The organism is Streptomyces sp. NPDC003077, assembly GCF_040611095.1.
Classification (GTDB): domain Bacteria; phylum Actinomycetota; class Actinomycetes; order Streptomycetales; family Streptomycetaceae; genus Streptomyces.
Genome location: NZ_JBEXNM010000037.1, coordinates 16,884 through 33,040, shown reverse-complemented (window position 1 = coordinate 33,040; position 16,157 = coordinate 16,884). Strand labels below are relative to the sequence as shown.

The following is a 16,157-nucleotide window of genomic DNA, read 5'->3' as shown; positions in this document are numbered from 1 at the left end:
GTGGGACCTCAACTCCCGGTCATTTCGTAGGCGTTCAGGCCTCGCCGCCACACGGTCAGCGCCAGGGCCAGGGCGCCGGCCGTCACCACGGGCAGCCAGACCACCAGCCCCGTGGCGCCCGTCAGCAGGTAGACGCACGGCGCGTACGAGGTGAAGGCGAAGGGAAGCACCCAGGTCAGCAGGGCACGCAGCGAGGAGTGGTAGATGTCCAGCGGGTACGCGGCGAACTCGGACACCTGGTTCGCCGCGTACATGGACGGCAGGCTGGTCACGGTCCAGAAGGACAGCGAGGCGAACAGCAGCTTCACCGAAGCGTGGATCAGGGCGCCGCACAGCACCAGCAAGGGGGCGACGGCCCACTGCAGCGGGGTGAGGCCGAGGCCGATGGCGCTGCCGGACCAGCACACCAGGAAGGCGCCCACGGCCAGCTCGCCGAGCGCGTCGGGGTGGAAGAAGCGCTCCGAGAGCAGGGAGAACAGCGGGTTCACGGGGCGGATCAGGTAGCGGTAGAACTCGCCGCGCTGGATGAGTTTGCGGCCCAGCTCCCACAACTGGTCGGTGAAGAGGTGGTCCAGGCCGCGCGGCAGCAGCGAGAAGCCCAGCAGGAACAGCACCTCGTGGTAGCTCCAGCCGCCCAGGGCGGGAATGTGCCGGAAGACCAGCCCCACCACCGCCGTCTGCAGGCCCACGCGCACCAGGAAGGCGCCGGCCCCGAGAACGAAGTCCATGCGGTACGCGCTCAGCCGGTGCAGCCCGACCCCGCCGAGGAAGAAGGCCAGCCGTACGTGGCGCCACAGCGTCCGGGTCATCCGCCGAGCACCTCCAGACGGCTGAGCGCGGCGCGCCAGAGGACGGCGCCGAGCAGGGCCAGGACGGTTGCCCAGCCGAGCTGCCGGGCGAGGATCCCGGCGGCGTCGGCCGCGCCGTCGTAGCGGCCGAGCAGCAGGGCGAGCGGCGCGTCGACCATGCCCTGGAAGGGCAGCGCGGACGCCAGGGCCCGCAGCGGTCCCGGCATCAGCGCGAGGGGCACCAGCTGCCCGGCGAAGAAGGCGACCACGCTCTGCTTCACCATCCGCACCCCCCAGGTGTTGGTGGTGAGGAATCCCGTCATGCCGGTCAGCATGTTCACGAGGAAGGCGAGCAGGACGGACAGCGCGGCGGACACCAGGAACAGCAGGGCGTCGGCCGGTCGGGGCACGGTGAGCGGCGTGATCAGGGCGAACAGGCCGAGCACCGGCACGCCGACCAGCACGGCGTTGGCCGCGACGACCGGCAGGCACGCGAAGAACCGCATGACCGGATAGCTGACGGGCCGCACCAGCATGACGGCCACGTCGCCGCGGTAGACGTCGGCCGCGACCTCGTCGTCCACCCGGTTGGCGTGCAGGACCTGCAGGATCTGGGCCATCAGCAGGTAGGTGGTGATGGTCCCGGTGGTGAAGCCGCCCGGTCCGCCGCCGGGCGGCGAGCCCGCGTACACGGCCCGCCACAGGAAGACGGAGACCGCGGCGCCCGCCGCCGCGGTGACGCCGGTCGTCACGAACGACGAGCGGTACTGCAGCAGGGACTGGAGACCGCCGGTGGCGAAGGGCAGATAGTGCCGCAGGCGTGCGGCCGGGCGGACCGGCCGGGCGCTCCTCGTTCTTGACGCGGGGGAGCCGCTCATGCCCCACCTGCCGCGGGCCGTCCCGGGCTCTCCACCGGGACCGGCTCGGGACGGCCGCGGTCGTAGATCCGCCGCAGTACGTCCTCCAGGTCCGGTTCCGGTGCCCAGCAGTCCGCCAGGTCGAAGCGTTCGAGCAGGAAGGCGAGCACCTGGCGGGAGGTGAGCCGGTCCACCGGGTAGTCGACCCTGATCCGGCCGTCCTCGGCCGGCGAGGCGCTCACCCCGGGCAGCCCCCGCTCGATGTCCGCGCAGGCCCGCTCGGGAGCCGTCGCGTCCCGGTGGTCGAACAGGACGGACCGCCGGTCGGCGGTGCGCAGCAGGTCGCGGATGCTGCCCTGGTGCACCACCCGCCCCCGGTCCACGACCAGGGCGCTGTCGCAGATCGCGGCGATGTCGGCGATGTCGTGGCTGGTGAGGACGACGGTCGTGCCCAGTTCCCGGTGCACGTGGTTGACCAGGTGCCGCACCGCGTCCTTGAGCACCATGTCCAGGCCGATGGTCGGCTCGTCCCAGAAGACGACGGGCGGGTCGTGCAGCAGGCTCGCCGCGATCTCGGCCCGCATCCGCTGGCCCAGGCTGAGCCGGCGCACGGGTGTGGTGCCGAGGGCGTCGATGTCCAGCAGGTCCCGGTACAGGGCGAGGTTGCGGCGGTACACCGGATCGGGGATCTCGTAGATGCGGTGCAGGATGCGGAAGGAGTCCGGGACGGACAGGTCCCACCACAGCTGGCTGCGCTGGCCGAAGACGACGCCGATGCCGCGGGCGTTGGCCTTCCGGTGCCGGTACGGCTCGATGCCGCGGACCAGGCAGCGCCCGGAGGTGGGCGTCATGATGCCGGTGAGCATCTTGATGGTGGTGGACTTCCCCGCCCCGTTGGCGCCGATGTAGGCCGTCTTGGAGCCGGCCGGGATCGTGAAGGACACACCGTCGACCGCGCGGACGATGCGGTGCTTGCGGGTGAAGAGCGTGGCCAGGCTGCCGGCCAGGCCGGGCTTGCGCTCGGCGAGCCGGAACTCCTTGACGAGGTTCTCCGCGACGATCACGACAGCACCTGCTCCAGGGCCTTTTCGAGGAGATCGGCGCCCTCGTCCAGGAGCGGCTCGTCGATGGTGAACGGAGGGGCCAGCCGCAGGATGTGTCCGCCGAGGGCCACCCGGAGGCCCAGGTCGAGCGCGCGTGCGTACACGGCCCGGGCGAGGTGCGGTGCGGGTGCGCGGCTCTGCCGGTCCGTGACGAACTCCAGCCCGTACAGCAGTCCCAGGCCGCGCACGTCGCCGAGGTTCTCGAAGCGGGCCGGCAGGGCGGACAGCCGCTCGTGCAGCAGTTCTCCCAGGACGCGGACGCGCTCGACCAGGCGGTCGCGTTCGACGACCTCCAGGGTGGCCCGCGCGGCGGCGATGCCCAGCGGGTTGCCGCCGTACGTCGCCGAGTAGGCGCCGGGCACCGAGGCCGCCGGGTGGCGCAGCAGCTCCGCGCGGCCCGCCAGGACCGCGAACGGGAACCCGCTGGCCAGGCCCTTTGACAGGGTGACCAGGTCCGGTTCGATGCCGAACTGCTCGCTCGCCAGGAACGTGCCCGTCCGGCCGCCGCCGGTCATCACCTCGTCCGCGACCAGGAGCACCCCGTTGGCCCGGCAGGCTGCGGCGATCTGCTCCCAGTACCCCGGGGGCGGCACGACGACCCCGGCCGCGCCGAGGACGGGTTCGAAGACCAGCGCCGAGACGTTCGGCTTGTCGGTGATGTGCTTGCGCACGAGGGTGGCGCAGCGCAGCCCGCACGAGGGGTGGCTCAGTTCCAGGGGGCAGCGGTAGCAGTAGGCGGAGTAGCCGAGGACGGAGTTGCCGGCGAACGCCTGATGCCCGACGTCCCAGTGCACGAGCATCCGCGCGCCCATCGTCTTGCCGTGGAAGCCGCCGCGCAGGGCTCCGATCCGGTTGCGGCCGGGCGGGGCGGTCGCCTGCACCACCCGTAACGCCGCCTCGACCACCTCCGCCCCCGTGGAGAGCAGGGCGTAGGTGTTCAGTTGCTCGGGCAGCAGCCTGGCCAGCAGTTCCAGGAGCGCGGCGCGGTCGGGCGTCGCCGAGTCGTGCACGTTCCACAGGCGCCGGGCCTGCTCGGTCAGCGCCTCCACGACCTCGGGGTGTCCGTGCCCCAGCGACTGGGTCAGGGTGCCCGCCGCGAAGTCCAGGTACTGGTTGCCGTCGAGGTCCGTGAGGACCGGACCGTGCCCTTCGGCGAAGACCCGGCGCCCGACGGCCGCCTCGTCCGATGCGCCCGGGGCCAGATGCCCGGCCTCGCGCTCCAGACGCTCCATCTGGTGCTGACCCGTCACTGCCGATCCCACCCTTCTGGGCGAACTGCTGTGCCATATGGCGCCGTTGGGTGGCGTCGGAGGTGAGTCAAACATCAATCACTCATCGCTGCAAGAAATTGCTGCAAGTTTCCGAGCGGTCTTGCGTGTCAGATACAGCTTCTGCTTGAGTCAAAAGCCGCTTCACCGGTGACACCGCGACCTTCGTTCGAGGAGAGATCCGTGAGACAACAGACCCCGCCGCTTCCGCGACATCGGTGGCCGAGGTGAAAGCCCTCGTCCTGGCGGGAGGCACCGGCAGCCGGTTACGGCCGTTCACGCACACCCGCGCCAAGCAGCTCCTCCCCCTCGCCAACCGACCGGTGCTGCACTACGCCCTGCAGGCGATAGCGGAAGCCGGTATCGAGCACGTGGGGGTGGTGGTCGGCGACCACGGCGACGCCATCCGCCGCGCGGTGGGGGACGGGTCCGCCTTCGGGCTGCGCGTCGCCTACCTCCGCCAGTCCGCATCCCTCGGCCTGGCCCACGCGGTGGCGATCGCGCGGGACTTCCTGGCGGACGACGACTTCCTGCTGTACCTCGGGGACAACTACCTGGAGGACGGGATCGCGGGCTTCGTCCGGCGTGCCGCCGCCGGCCGGGACGCCGCCCGGCTGCTGCTCACCCCGGTGCCCGACCCGACCGCCTTCGGCGTGGCGGAGATCGACGACGCGGGGCTGGTGCGCCGGCTGGAGGAGAAACCGGAGCACCCCCGCAGCGATCTCGCCATGGTCGGCGTCTACGCGTTCACCCCCGCGGTGCACGACGCGGTGCGCGCCATCCGCCCCTCCGGACGGGGTGAGCTGGAGATCACCCACGCGGTGCAGTGGATGATCGAACAGGGCCTGGACGTCCGCGCGGAGACGACCACCCGGCCGTGGCGCGACACCGGCAGCGTGGACGACCTGCTGGCGGCGAACCGGCACGTCCTGGACCGGATGACGGGCGGCGTCGACGGCAAGGTCGACCCGGACAGCGTCCTGGTGGGCCGGGTCCGCATCGCCGAGGGGGCCGTGGTCACGGGGTCCCGGATCGTCGGGCCCGTGGTGGTCGGCCCGGGCGCGGTGATCAGCAACTCCACCGTCGGCCCGTACACCTGCGTCGCCGAGGACTGCCGCATCGAGGACAGCGCGGTCGACTCCTCCGTGCTGCTGCGGGGCGCGTGCCTGGAAGGCGCCTTTGGCATCGAGCGGTCGCTGATCGGCAGCGGGGCGGTCGTGGCCGCGGCGCCCCGCCCGCACCCGGCCCACCGTCTCGTCATCGGCGATCACAGTAAGGTGCAGCTCCCCTCATGACGTCACGCATCCTCGTCACCGGTGGCGCCGGGTTCATCGGATCCGCCTACGTCCGCGCCGTTCTCGGCCCGTCGGGACCGCCCGGCGTCGCGATCACCGTGCTGGACAAACTCACCTACGCGGGCAGCCTCGCCCGGCTCGATCCGGTGAGCGGCCACCCGGGTCTGGCCTTCGTCGAGGGGGACGTCTGCGATGCCGCGACGGTGCGGCGTCTGACGGCCGGGCACGACGAGATCGTCCACTTCGCGGCGGAGTCGCACGTGGACCGCTCCATCGAGGACGGCTCTCCTTTCACCCGCACCAATGTCGTGGGCACCCAGACCCTGCTGGACGCGGCGCTGCGGAACGGGGTGCGGATCTTCGTGCACATCTCCACCGACGAGGTCTACGGCTCGATACCCGAAGGCGCCGCACGGGAGGAGGACCCGCTCAGGCCCAGCTCGCCCTACGCGGCGTCCAAGGCCGCGGCGGACCTCGTCGCCCTCGCCCACCACCGCACCTACGGGATGGACGTACGGGTGACCCGCTGTTCCAACAACTTCGGCCCGTACCAGCACCCGGAGAAGGCCGTTCCGCGCTTCCTGGCCGCGGCGCTGACCGGCGGCAGCCTCCCGGTGTACGGAGACGGCCGGCAGGTCCGCGACTGGCTGCACGTGGACGACCACGTCCGGGCGATCGAGCTGGTACGCACGGCCGGGCGGGCCGGACAGACGTACAACATCGGGGGCGGCACGTCCCTGAGCAACCTCGACCTCGCGCACCGGCTGCTGCGCCGGTGCGGCGCGGGCCCCGACCGCATCGCGCACGTCAGGGACCGCCAGGGCCACGACCGCCGTTACGCGGTGGACCACGGCAAGATCGCCGTGGAGCTCGGATACCGGCCGCGGGCCGACTTCGATCAGGCGCTGGCCGCCACGGTGGACTGGTACCGCGCCCACCGGCGGTGGTGGGCGCCCTTGTTCGAGGCCGTCTGAGGGGTGGAAGGAGCGGGGGAGCGCGGCGCCGGACACTCCGGCCCGGTCGGCCGGGCGCGTAGGGGACAACCTGCCGCATCCCCTCGGCCGCGGGCCGGAGTGCGTTGAAGGTAACAGCGCTGAAACACTTGCGAAAGAGTTTGCACGTTCACGGTTCACCTCCCACCTCGGTGAACTGGGAATCTCCGGCGAGGGGTTGACCAGCGGTAAGGGGCGCCGTACGGTCTCGATCGCAAAATCTTGCAGCAAAAATCAGTCCCGCCTTGTCCGGCATGGCGCGTTGCCCACCGAGGCCGACCCCCACCCCCTCAGACTGGAGCACACCATGGCCAGAAAGACCGTGGCCGCTGCACTTGCCCTCGTGGCAGGAGCCGCTGTGGCCGTCACGGCCCCGACGCCGGCACAGGCAAGTGCGCCCGGCGGCAAGGACGTCACCGCGGTGATGTTCGAAAGACACTTCACGTCGGTGGCGAAAGCCTGCACGGACGAGCTGGGCCCCGCCGGATACGGGTACGTCCAGATCTCCCCACCGAACGAGCACCTTGCGGGAAGCCCCTGGTGGACGGCGTACCAGCCCGTCAGCTACAAGATCGGCACCAAACTCGGCAACCGCTCGGACCTCAAGAGCATGATCGACACCTGTCACGCGGCAGGCGTCAAGGTCATCGCCGACGTCGTGATCAACCACATGGCGAACGCCTCCGGCACGGGCTCCGCGGGCTCGCCCTTCAGCAAGTACGACTACCCCGGCACCTACTCGGGTGCCGACCTGGACACCTGCCGCAAGAAGATCGTCAACTACCGGGACCGCTGGGAGTCCCAGAACTGCGAGATGGGCGACCTGCCCGACCTGGACACCGGTGAGGAACACGTCCGCAAGACCACCGCGGGCTACCTGAACGACCTGCTCTCCCTGGGCGTCGACGGCTTCCGCGTCGACGCGGCCAAGCACATCCCCGCGGGCGACCTCGCCGCCATCAAGTCCCGGCTCACCGACCCCGGCGTCCCCTGGCGGCAGGAGACCATCGGGGCCCCGGGCGAGGACGTCCAGCCGCCCGAGTACTACGGCACCGGCGATGTCCAGGAGTTCACCTACGCCTACGACCTCAAGCGGGTCTTCACCAAAGAGAAGCTCGCGCACCTGAAGAACTTCGGCGAGGGCTGGAACTACGTCCGCGGCGACAAGGCGTCCGTGTTCGTCACCAACCACGACACCGAACGCATCGGGAACACCCTCAACTACAAGGACGGCGCGAACTACACCCTCGCCCACGTCTTCATGCTGGCCTGGCCCTACGGTTCCCCCGACGTCCACTCCGGCTACGAGTTCACCGACAAGGACGCCGGCGGCCCGAACGACGGGCGGGCCACCGCCTGCTACACCGGCGGCTGGAAGTGCCAGCACGCCTGGCGCGAGATCGCGAGCATGGTCAAGTTCCGCAACACGGCCGGCGGCACACCGGTGACCAACTGGTGGGACAACGGCGGCAACCGGATCGCCTTCGGCCGCGGCGACAAGGCGTACGTCGCCATCAACCACGAGGGCGCCCCGCTCACCCGCACCTTCCAGACCTCCCTGCCCGCCGGCGCCTACTGCGACGTCCAGACCGGCAAGGGCGTCACGGTCGACTCCTCCGGACGGTTCACCGCCACCCTGGGCGCCGACACGGCCCTCGCCCTGCACGTGGGCGCGAGGACCTGCGACGGCACCGACCAGCCCGCACCGGCCACCGGAATCTCCTTCCACGTCAACGCCACCACCCAGTGGGGCCAGGGCATCTACGTCACCGGCGGCCACCCCGCCCTCGGCAACTGGAACCCCTCCAAGGCCCTCAAGCTGGACCCCGCGGGCTACCCCGTCTGGAAGCTCGACGTGAAGCTGCCCGCGGGCACGCCGATCGCCTACAAGTACCTCCGCAAGGACGCGGCGGGCCACGTCACCTGGGAGGGCGGAGCCAACCGCAGGACCACCGTCCCCTCCGGTGGCGGCATCACACTGAACGACACCTGGCGCGACTGACAGCCGCCCCGCGCGACGCACCCCGGCCGCCGCCGGCACACGGCGGTCACCGGAACGACCGCCCGGCGCCACCTCCCCGGTGCCGGGCGGTCCCGCGCCCCGTGGCAGGGCGGCGGCCCCTCCGCGTCCGTCACCAAGACACCGAGAAGAGGCGTCACATGGCCGGACACAGACCTCAGGCAACCGCCCTGGCCCTCGCACTGTTCGCCACGGCCCTGACATCCGCGGCGCCCCCGGCGGCGGCCGTCGGGCCGCCCCCACCGCCCTCGGACGCCCGGCTCGCCCGGGAACCGGACCGCCCGTCCGCCGGCAGGGAGCAGTTCTACCTGCTCCTGCCCGACCGGTTCGCCGACGGGTCCCCGGCCAACAACCGAGGAGGACTGACCGGCGACCGTACGGCCACCGGATACGACCCCACCGACAAGCACTTCTTCCAGGGCGGCGACCTCCGGGGCGTCATCGACCACCTGGACTACATCAAGGGTCTGGGCACCACCGCCATCTGGCTCGCCCCCGTGTTCAAGAACAAGCCCGTCACGGTCCACGACGGCAGGGCCGGCGCCAACTACCACGGCTACGCCATCACCGACTTCACCCGGGTCGACCCCCACTTCGGGACCGAGGCCGACCTGTCGGAACTCATCGACAAGGCCCACGCCAAGGGCATGAAGGTCTTCTTCGACGTCATCACCAACCACACCGCGGACACCATCGACTACGCCGAGAAGCGGTACGGATACCGCGGCAAGGGCGCCTACCCCTACCTGGACGCGCACGGCCGCCCCTTCGACGACAGCACCGGTACGCGCCGCGCGGACCGGGACGGCGCGCCCTACACTCCGCGGCCCTCCACCGATCCGCGGGACCGCAAGGTACCCGAATGGCTCAACGACCCGTCCCTGTACCACAACCGCGGCGACTCCACCTTCGCCGGGGAGAGCGCCCTGTACGGCGACTTCAAGGGCATGGACGACCTGTGGACCGAGCGGCCCGAGGTCGTACGCGGCATGGAGCGGATCTACCAGAAATGGGTCCACGACTTCGACGTGGACGGCTTCCGGGTCGACACGGCCAAGAACGTCGACATGGCCTTCTGGACGCAGTGGGCCGCGGCACTCGACCGGTACGCCGCACGGCACGGCCGCCGGGACTTCTTCCTCTTCGCCGAGGCGTTCTCGGCGGACGCGTCCCTCACCGCCCCCTACGTCACCCAGGGCCGGCTCGACGCGACGCTGGACTTCCCGTTCCAGGCCGCGGCCCGCGACTTCGCCTCCCGAAGCGGACCCGCCGCCGACCTCGCCCGCGTCTTCGCGCAGGACTACCGGTACAGCACGGACCGGACCAACGCCTACAGCCAGGTCACCTTCCTCGGCAGCCACGACATGGGGCGCGTCGGCGGCTTCGTCAGCCAGGACAACCCCGGCGCCGACGACGCCGAACTGCTGCGACGGGACCGCCTGGCCCACGAGCTGATGTTCCTGTCGAGGGGCAACCCGGTCGTCTACTCCGGTGACGAGCAGGGATTCACGGGCTCCGGCGGTGACGCGGACGCCCGCCAGACGATGTTCGCCTCGAAAGTCCCCGACTACCTGGACGAGGACCGGATCGGCACCGACCGCACCGGGGCCTTCGACGCGTACGACACCGCCCACCCCCTCTACCGGGCCGTCGCCGCCCTCTCCCGGCTGACGCGGCACCACCCCGCCCTGCGCGACGGCGTCCAGACCGAGCGCCTGTCCCAGGGCTCCGTGTACGCCTTCTCCCGCACCGACGTACGACGGGGCCGCGACTACCTGGTCGCGGTCAACAACGCGCGCGAGGACAGGACCGTCACCCTGCCGACCGGTGCGGCTCACACGCCCTACCAGGCGCTGTACGGCACCACGGGCAGGGTGCGCAGCGACGGGAACGGGAAGATCACCGTGACCGTGCCGGCCCTGTCGGCCACCGTGTACAAGGCGGCCCGGCCGCCGGCCCCGCCGACGGCCGCGCCTTCCCTGGCGCTTCGGGCCCCGGCCGCGGGCGTCACCGGCACCGCGGAGATCTCCGCCGACGTCCGCGGCGGCGGATACCACCGGGTCGTCTTCGCGGCCCAGGCCGGCAACGGCCCCTGGAAGACACTCGGCACCGCCGACCACGCCCCCTACCGGGTCACCCACAACATCACCGCGGACATCGCGGCCGGAACGCCGCTGCGGTACAAGGCGGTCGTCGTCGACAGCGCCGGCCGGACCGCGAGCGACCGCGCCGCCACGACCGCCGGCCGGCCACCGGTAGTGGAGAAACCGACGGCGGCCCGCCACTGGGCCGTCGTCCACCACCGGCGGACCGACGGCGACCACACGGGCCTGCGACTGCGGACCGCCGACGGCCGGACCGCCGACTTCACCGGCCGGGACGCGTACGGAGCGTTCGCCTGGCTCACCCCGGCCCGGGGCGCCGACGCGATCTCCTTCACCGTGGAGAAGGACGGCGTGCCCGACGGCCCACCGCACACCCTGCGCCTGAGCGTCGCACCGGAAGTGTGGACGGAGCAGGGGAGCGACGCGGTGACCACGACCCGGCCCCCGGGCGCGTACCCGGAACAGGACCCGGCGAAGGCGGTCATCCACTACCACCGGGCCGACGGCGACTACGACGGCTGGGGCCTGCATCCCTGGACGGGAGCGGCGAACCCCCCGGAGTGGAACGACCCGGTGCGCCCCGCGGGCCGGGACTCCTTCGGCCTGGTCTTCGAGGTCCCGCTGACCGGTGGCGCGCAATCGCTCAGCTACCTCCTGCACAAGAAGGAGCAGAAGGACGTCCCGGTCGACGAGACGCTCGACTTCTCCCTCTACGGGCACGAGGTCTGGCGCGTGGCCGGAGACCCCGCCTACCTCACTCCCACTCTCGGCGGAGCGTTCGGCCTGGACCTCGCCACGTCGGCGGCGACCTGGCTGGACGACACCACCGTCGTATGGCAGGGGACCGGCGCCGGAGTCGCCAGCCAGCAGGTGGTGTACGCGCCGAACGGCGGCATCACCCTCCGCAACGGGGCCCTGTCGGACGAGGGCCGGTGGCTGCGCCTGATTCCCACCCGGCTGACCGAAGCACAACGAACAGCCCACCCGCGGTACGCCGACCACCAGGCGTTCACGATCGACCCAAGGGACCGCCGGCGGATCGCCGAGGCCCGGGCGAGCCGCCAGGTGATCGCCACACAGCGGGGCCAGGACGGAGCCCTGCTCGGCGCGACCACCGTTCGTCCGAACGCGGACGCGCCGCTCGTGGACCGTGTGGCGGGGGCCGCCGGCGGAGCCGGCGTGAACAGGGCGGCGGCTCCGGCGTCCTTCTCGAAGCGGTGGTGAGCGCCGCGGCGGGCCAGCCGGGCGGCGGTGGTTCCGGGGGCGGCGGTCAGGACGACCGCCAGGTCCGGGAGCCGTATGTCGGCGTTAAGGGCGAGCAGGAAGGTTTCCGGGACATCGTCGAGCCGTTGGACGACGAGGGTGGAGGCGAGGTAGCGGTCGTACACGACGGTGTCACCGGCGGCCAGGCGAGGCTGTATCTCGGTGCGCGGGTGGTGGTAGCGGTCGGCGGCGAAGAGGCAGGCCAGGGCGCGGCCGTGGAGGCGGTCGGCGTGGGTACGGGTGAACTCCCCCGAGGGGTTGCGGGAGGGCTCGGTGGTGGCGTGGACCGTCTCGCCGCGACCGCGCAGCTGGTCGGTCAGGGCGGCCAGAGCGGTTGGCGCCCGCCGACGACCAGGGCGATGCCGTCGACGAGCCCGGCCGCGATGCGGGCGGACAGCTCGTACGGAGGGGCCAGCAGGTTCATGCCCACCCAGCGCGGCCGGGCGGTGTTGATCAGGTCGGTGGTCTGTGCGAGGCCGAGGCCGTGGGCCTCGGCGTCCAGCACACCCACATCGAAGCCGGCCTGGTGGGCGTAGGTGGCGATGTAGGCCATGCCGAGCACGGGCAACGTGTAGTCGTTGACCCGGGGGCGCAGGGCGTAGTCGCGTAAGGAGCGTTGACGAACAAGGAGTCCAGGGTGCGGGATCGGTCCGCGCCGGCGATGGGGTCAAGCGGGCGGGTGCGGGGTGTCTCCTGGCTGTGCGGTGCGGACATGGCTCCCCCAGGTCAGGGTAAACAAGGTCAGGGCGTGCAGGTGCGCACGGTCCTCGTTGGCCAGGCGGCGCCAGCGGGCGGGTAAAGGCACGCTCGCCGCCGGGGAAGGGATGGTCGGGGTCGGCGCGGCGGGTCCAGGTGCGCACCGCGAGATCGCCGTGCGGGTAGACCGCGAAGTCACCGGTGTAGTCGGCGGCCGCCGCTGTCCACGGGCCGATCCGCGGCACCTCTTGCAGAGCTTTGACAAGGCCGTCCGGGCCGAGATGTTCCCATGAGTGGTGGTGCGCGCGGTAGGCGGTGGCCGGGGCGCGCAGCACGGTGCGGTGGAACGTCGTGCCAACCTCCGTGAACTGCTGGTCGCTCAGGCCCAGTACGGTCTCGGGGGCCGGACACAGGGACAGGACACCGACAGGGGTGGGCACGGCCAGGCCGTGTTCTTGGCACCAGGCGCTGTAGACACGGCGGGCCTGGTCCGCGCGCACGACCTGCCGCAGGATCGCGGTGGTGATCGCGTCCCACAGGCTCGGGTTCGTCAGCCGCTGCACCGTGCCCAGGGAGGCGAGCCACTGCACCAGGGTCGTGGCCGTATGGGGCGCGGGCAAGGCGCTGTGCGCCACGGTCAGGAGCGGTGGGCTCTGGCCGTTGCCGTCTGTGCCGGCCGGGCGCAGCGTGACGGCCTGGACCGGCGAGCACACCTCGTCCAGGGAGCGCCCTGGTACTCGACCAGGTGCACGCGCTGTCCGTACGGGTCTTCGCCCCATGCAGGGTGGTCGGTGACGAGGGTGAGGGTCACTGTGCCGATCTCCGAGTCGCGTGACGGATGCAGCGCACCGGTTTGCACCCGCGACGGTCATCCGCGAGCGGAAACGTGCGAACGGCAAGCAAGGCGTGGTGGCTGCGAGCGCCATAGCGCGGTAGCGCGCTGTGCTGAGCGCCTGCGTTTCCGTCGTGACCGCTGTCACCATCGAGCTCTCCCGCTTGCCGTGGCTATCCGGCCTGTGCGGGCATTGCCGACGCCGGCACCGATGCCTCTTGTCGCGGAGCATCAAGCCCGGCCGTCCGCCGGTGCGGCCCCGCCGACAGTTGATCGACGGCATACGCCGGCGGACGCGGACCGGTGTCCCCTGGCGGAATGTGTCCGAGCCGTACGGGCCCTGGGGACGCGTCTACGTTGCGTCTCTTGTGGAGCTGCTTGTCGACGGCAGGTGGGCGCCCGCCGCGGCGGCCGCGCCGGCGCCGGTCGCGGAGCCGGTCGGACCGTACCGGGATGGTTGCCGATACCGCGCCGTCTGGGCCAGGCCCGGATCACTTGGGAGCTGTGGCCCTTGCCGCCGACGCGCCCGGTGTCCGGGATACGCACGGGAAAGGCCACCAGATGGCCGGTCGCGCAGAAACCCGTGACGGTGATGGCGTGCCAGGCCCCTGCCACGCGCGACGGCAGGGCGCCGTGGTCTGGTCGGCGGTCTCGCCGGGCCGGTCCCGGTCGCGGCCACCGAGGTGGGCAGACGCTCGCTCACGAGTCGGCCGGCACATTCCTCGTCGCCTCGACCAGCCACATCCTGGCGTCCCCGACGGTGTCCGGGTCGGTCAGCTCGGGTACAGGGCGGCCGTGCCGGGCGGCCAGTTCGGTCTGCGGGACCACCGTCGCCGACCAGCCGTGTGAGGCGAGCCAGGCGGACGGGGTCTGGATCGTGGACCGCCAGGAAGCGCCGACCTTGCGGAGCCGCTCGTGGACGGCCCGCAATTGGGGCAGTTCCGTGTACTCCTTGTTGATGTGCTCGATCGCCAGCCGGCTGCCGGGAGCGGAGAGCTTTCCGACGCGTTCCAGAAGACGGTCGTTGTCGGTCGGCTCCAGATACATCATCAGGCCCTCGATCAGCCAGGCGGTCGGCCGCCGGGGGTCGAAGCCGGCGGCGAGCAGATCCGCAGGCCAGTCACCCCGGAGGTCGGCGCGCACCACCGTACGGTCGCAGGACGGCTCGGCCCGGCGCACACCCAGCACAGCCTCCTTGAAGGCCATGAGACCGGGCAGGTCGATCTCGAAGAGCCGGAACCCTTCCGGCCACTGGAGGCGGAAGGCACGGGTGTCCAGTCCGGCGGCGATCAAGACGGCCTGACGGCACCCGCCCTCGGCCGCCGCCCGGAACCAGTCGTCGAAGAAGCGGGTGCGCAGGACGAAGTGGCCCTGGTTCATGCGGCCCGCCTCGGCGACCTGGATCCACCCGACGGCGTCGACGAAGGACTGCGCGTACGGGTCGGCGAACAGCCGGTCGGTACGGGCGTTCTCGGTCGCACGCGCCTGGGCGATGATGACGGCGGTCCGGCTGACTCCGCTGGTGGGGCGGGTATCGGTGGTCATCGGTGGGTGTCCTCCTGTGGTCCGGTGCTGCTGATGAGCGCACGTTGCCGACGGAAACGGCTGGTGCGCTTCACGAAGATTTCGACATTCGAGGGTGAAGAGGGAAATCGCCGACGTCGGTGTCCATGGTGAGTTGGTAGGTCTTGCGGTACACCAGCCGGTCGAAGGCCACCCGCATGAACGCGTCGCGCGACCGGCACACGACGGGGTTCCGTCGGCGGCTGAGTACACCGTTCGTCCGGGAGCGCCGGGCGATGCGCACCGCCCGGCCGATACGGCGCCGTTCGTAGGCGGCCAGGGCGGCGGCGGTGTCGTCTCCGGCCGACGACAGGCACTGGGCGAGGACGATCGCGCCCTCGATGGCCTGGTTGGCGCCCTGGCCGAGGTTGAAGGTCATGGGCTGGGCGGCGTCGCCGACCAGGGTCACCCGGTCGGTGCTCCAGCGCTCCACGGGGTCGCGGTCGTAGATGTCGACCGGCAGGATCTCGTCCTCGCCGGTGGCTTGGATCAGGGCCGGCACCGGGGCCGGCCAGTGGCCGAACTCGCGCAGCAGCGCCTCCCGGGTGCCGAGGCCCAGGGAGCGCGCGCTGCCGCCGAGACGGCGGCTGGTGCGGTCGTTGAGAACGGCGTCCCAGTAGACGGAGTCGTCACCGAGCCGGTAGTAGACGAACCAGGAACCCTCGCCGAAGGTGTTGACGAACACTCCGGCCGGGACCTTGTCGAGCGGCATCCGCGTGGTGCCCTGACATGCCGTCATCTTCGCGTAGTGGGGCGGGGGTTCGTACGGCATCAGCCGGCGACGCACCGTCGACCGCAGTCCGTCGGCTCCGACCAGGAGCGGGCCGCGGATCTCCCGGCCGTCGTCGAAGCGCACCGTCACGCCGTCGGTGTCCTCCGCGAAGTCCTCGCACCGGGCGCCCAGAACCAGGTCGTCGCCCACCAGTTCGCTGAGCATCCGGTGCAGGGCGGGGCGGCTCACCGTGTAGGCGGGGGCACCGTGCCGACGGGCACCGTCCTCGACGGACCAGTCCGCGAGGCCGCCGCCGCGCCGGGAGCGGAACCGGTAGCGGCGCAGCTTTGCCCCGATGTCGTCCAGGTGCGTGTCCAGACCGATCGCGCGGAGCGCGAGCACGGCGTTGTGCCAGATGACCAGGCCGTTGCCCGACGCGGCGGCGCGCAGGACCGGCGCGCGTTCGTACGCCCTGGCCCGGATGCCCGCGGCCCGCAGGGCCAGCACGGTGGTCAGCCCGGCTATTCCGCCGCCCATGACGACGATCTCGTCGTGCTCGCCGGTCATCACGTCTCCTCTGTCGGTTCGGGCGCGGGCCGCGCCCGCGGAAGGGCGGGAGGGGGAGCGCCGCGGCGGGGGAAGGCGCGCCGCACTGCCGGGAAC

11 protein-coding genes and 2 pseudogenes are annotated in these 16,157 nt (G+C 71.7%); 5 read left to right on the top strand and 8 right to left on the bottom strand.

Going from position 1 to position 16,157, the window contains the following annotated elements; all coding sequences use genetic code 11:
* Positions 1–8 precede the first annotated feature (8 nt).
* Genes ABZX96_RS23275 through ABZX96_RS23260 form a run of 4 tightly spaced genes read right to left on the bottom strand, consistent with a single transcriptional unit; the run spans position 9 to position 3,998 of the window.
* The gene (locus ABZX96_RS23275; protein WP_355547536.1) at positions 9–809 is read right to left on the bottom strand and encodes an ABC-2 family transporter protein; all 801 of its coding nucleotides are present in this window, start codon (positions 807–809) and stop codon (positions 9–11) included.
* Positions 806–1,666 carry an ABC-2 family transporter protein gene (locus ABZX96_RS23270; protein ID WP_355547533.1) on the bottom strand — a complete coding sequence of 287 codons (861 nt, stop codon included), beginning with the start codon at positions 1,664–1,666 and terminating at the stop codon, positions 806–808. Before ABZX96_RS23270 ends, ABZX96_RS23275 begins: the two co-directional genes overlap by 4 nt.
* Entirely contained in the window at positions 1,663–2,709 is a 1,047-nt protein-coding gene (locus ABZX96_RS23265) for an ATP-binding cassette domain-containing protein (protein WP_355547530.1), read from the bottom strand. The genes ABZX96_RS23270 and ABZX96_RS23265 overlap by 4 nt, the downstream gene beginning before the upstream one ends.
* Positions 2,706–3,998 (bottom strand): aminotransferase class III-fold pyridoxal phosphate-dependent enzyme, encoded by a 1,293-nt coding sequence (locus ABZX96_RS23260; protein WP_355547527.1) that lies wholly within the window; start codon positions 3,996–3,998, stop codon positions 2,706–2,708. Before ABZX96_RS23260 ends, ABZX96_RS23265 begins: the two co-directional genes overlap by 4 nt.
* A gap of 245 nt (positions 3,999–4,243) precedes the next feature.
* Here ABZX96_RS23260 and ABZX96_RS23255 point away from each other — a divergent pair, with 245 nt between their 5' ends.
* The 4 genes and pseudogenes from ABZX96_RS23255 to ABZX96_RS23240 form a co-directional block, all read left to right on the top strand.
* Positions 4,244–5,311 (top strand): glucose-1-phosphate thymidylyltransferase, encoded by a 1,068-nt coding sequence (locus ABZX96_RS23255; RefSeq protein WP_355547609.1) that lies wholly within the window; start codon positions 4,244–4,246, stop codon positions 5,309–5,311.
* On the top strand, positions 5,308–6,285 hold the full coding sequence (gene rfbB / locus ABZX96_RS23250; protein WP_355547524.1) for a dTDP-glucose 4,6-dehydratase: 978 nt from the start codon (positions 5,308–5,310) through the stop codon (positions 6,283–6,285). The genes ABZX96_RS23255 and rfbB overlap by 4 nt, the downstream gene beginning before the upstream one ends.
* 325 nt (positions 6,286–6,610) lie before the next feature.
* Positions 6,611–8,305 (top strand): carbohydrate-binding module family 20 domain-containing protein, encoded by a 1,695-nt coding sequence (locus ABZX96_RS23245; protein ID WP_355547521.1) that lies wholly within the window; start codon positions 6,611–6,613, stop codon positions 8,303–8,305.
* Between the two features lie 158 nt (positions 8,306–8,463).
* Positions 8,464–11,550 (top strand): annotated as a pseudogene (locus ABZX96_RS23240) (alpha-amylase family glycosyl hydrolase); the annotation flags it as partial.
* A gap of 146 nt (positions 11,551–11,696) precedes the next feature.
* Here ABZX96_RS23240 and ABZX96_RS23235 read toward each other — a convergent pair.
* Both ABZX96_RS23235 and ABZX96_RS23230 read right to left on the bottom strand, forming a co-directional pair.
* A pseudogene (locus ABZX96_RS23235) lies at positions 11,697–11,999 on the bottom strand (dTMP kinase); the annotation flags it as partial.
* Between the two features lie 8 nt (positions 12,000–12,007).
* Entirely contained in the window at positions 12,008–12,244 is a 237-nt protein-coding gene (locus tag ABZX96_RS23230; protein WP_355547518.1) for a hypothetical protein, read from the bottom strand.
* 1,085 nt (positions 12,245–13,329) lie between these two features.
* Between ABZX96_RS23230 and ABZX96_RS23225 the strand changes: the two genes are divergently transcribed.
* Entirely contained in the window at positions 13,330–13,806 is a 477-nt protein-coding gene (locus tag ABZX96_RS23225; RefSeq protein ID WP_355547515.1) for a transposase, read from the top strand.
* A 112-nt stretch (positions 13,807–13,918) separates the two neighbouring features.
* Here ABZX96_RS23225 and ABZX96_RS23220 read toward each other — a convergent pair whose 3' ends face one another.
* Positions 13,919–14,764: an SAM-dependent methyltransferase gene (locus tag ABZX96_RS23220; protein WP_355547512.1), complete on the bottom strand. Its 846-nt coding sequence runs from the start codon at positions 14,762–14,764 to the stop codon at positions 13,919–13,921.
* 70 nt (positions 14,765–14,834) lie between these two features.
* Positions 14,835–16,061 carry an FAD-dependent monooxygenase gene (locus tag ABZX96_RS23215; RefSeq protein WP_355547509.1) on the bottom strand — a complete coding sequence of 409 codons (1,227 nt, stop codon included), beginning with the start codon at positions 16,059–16,061 and terminating at the stop codon, positions 14,835–14,837.
* Positions 16,062–16,157: the final 96 nt, after the last annotated feature.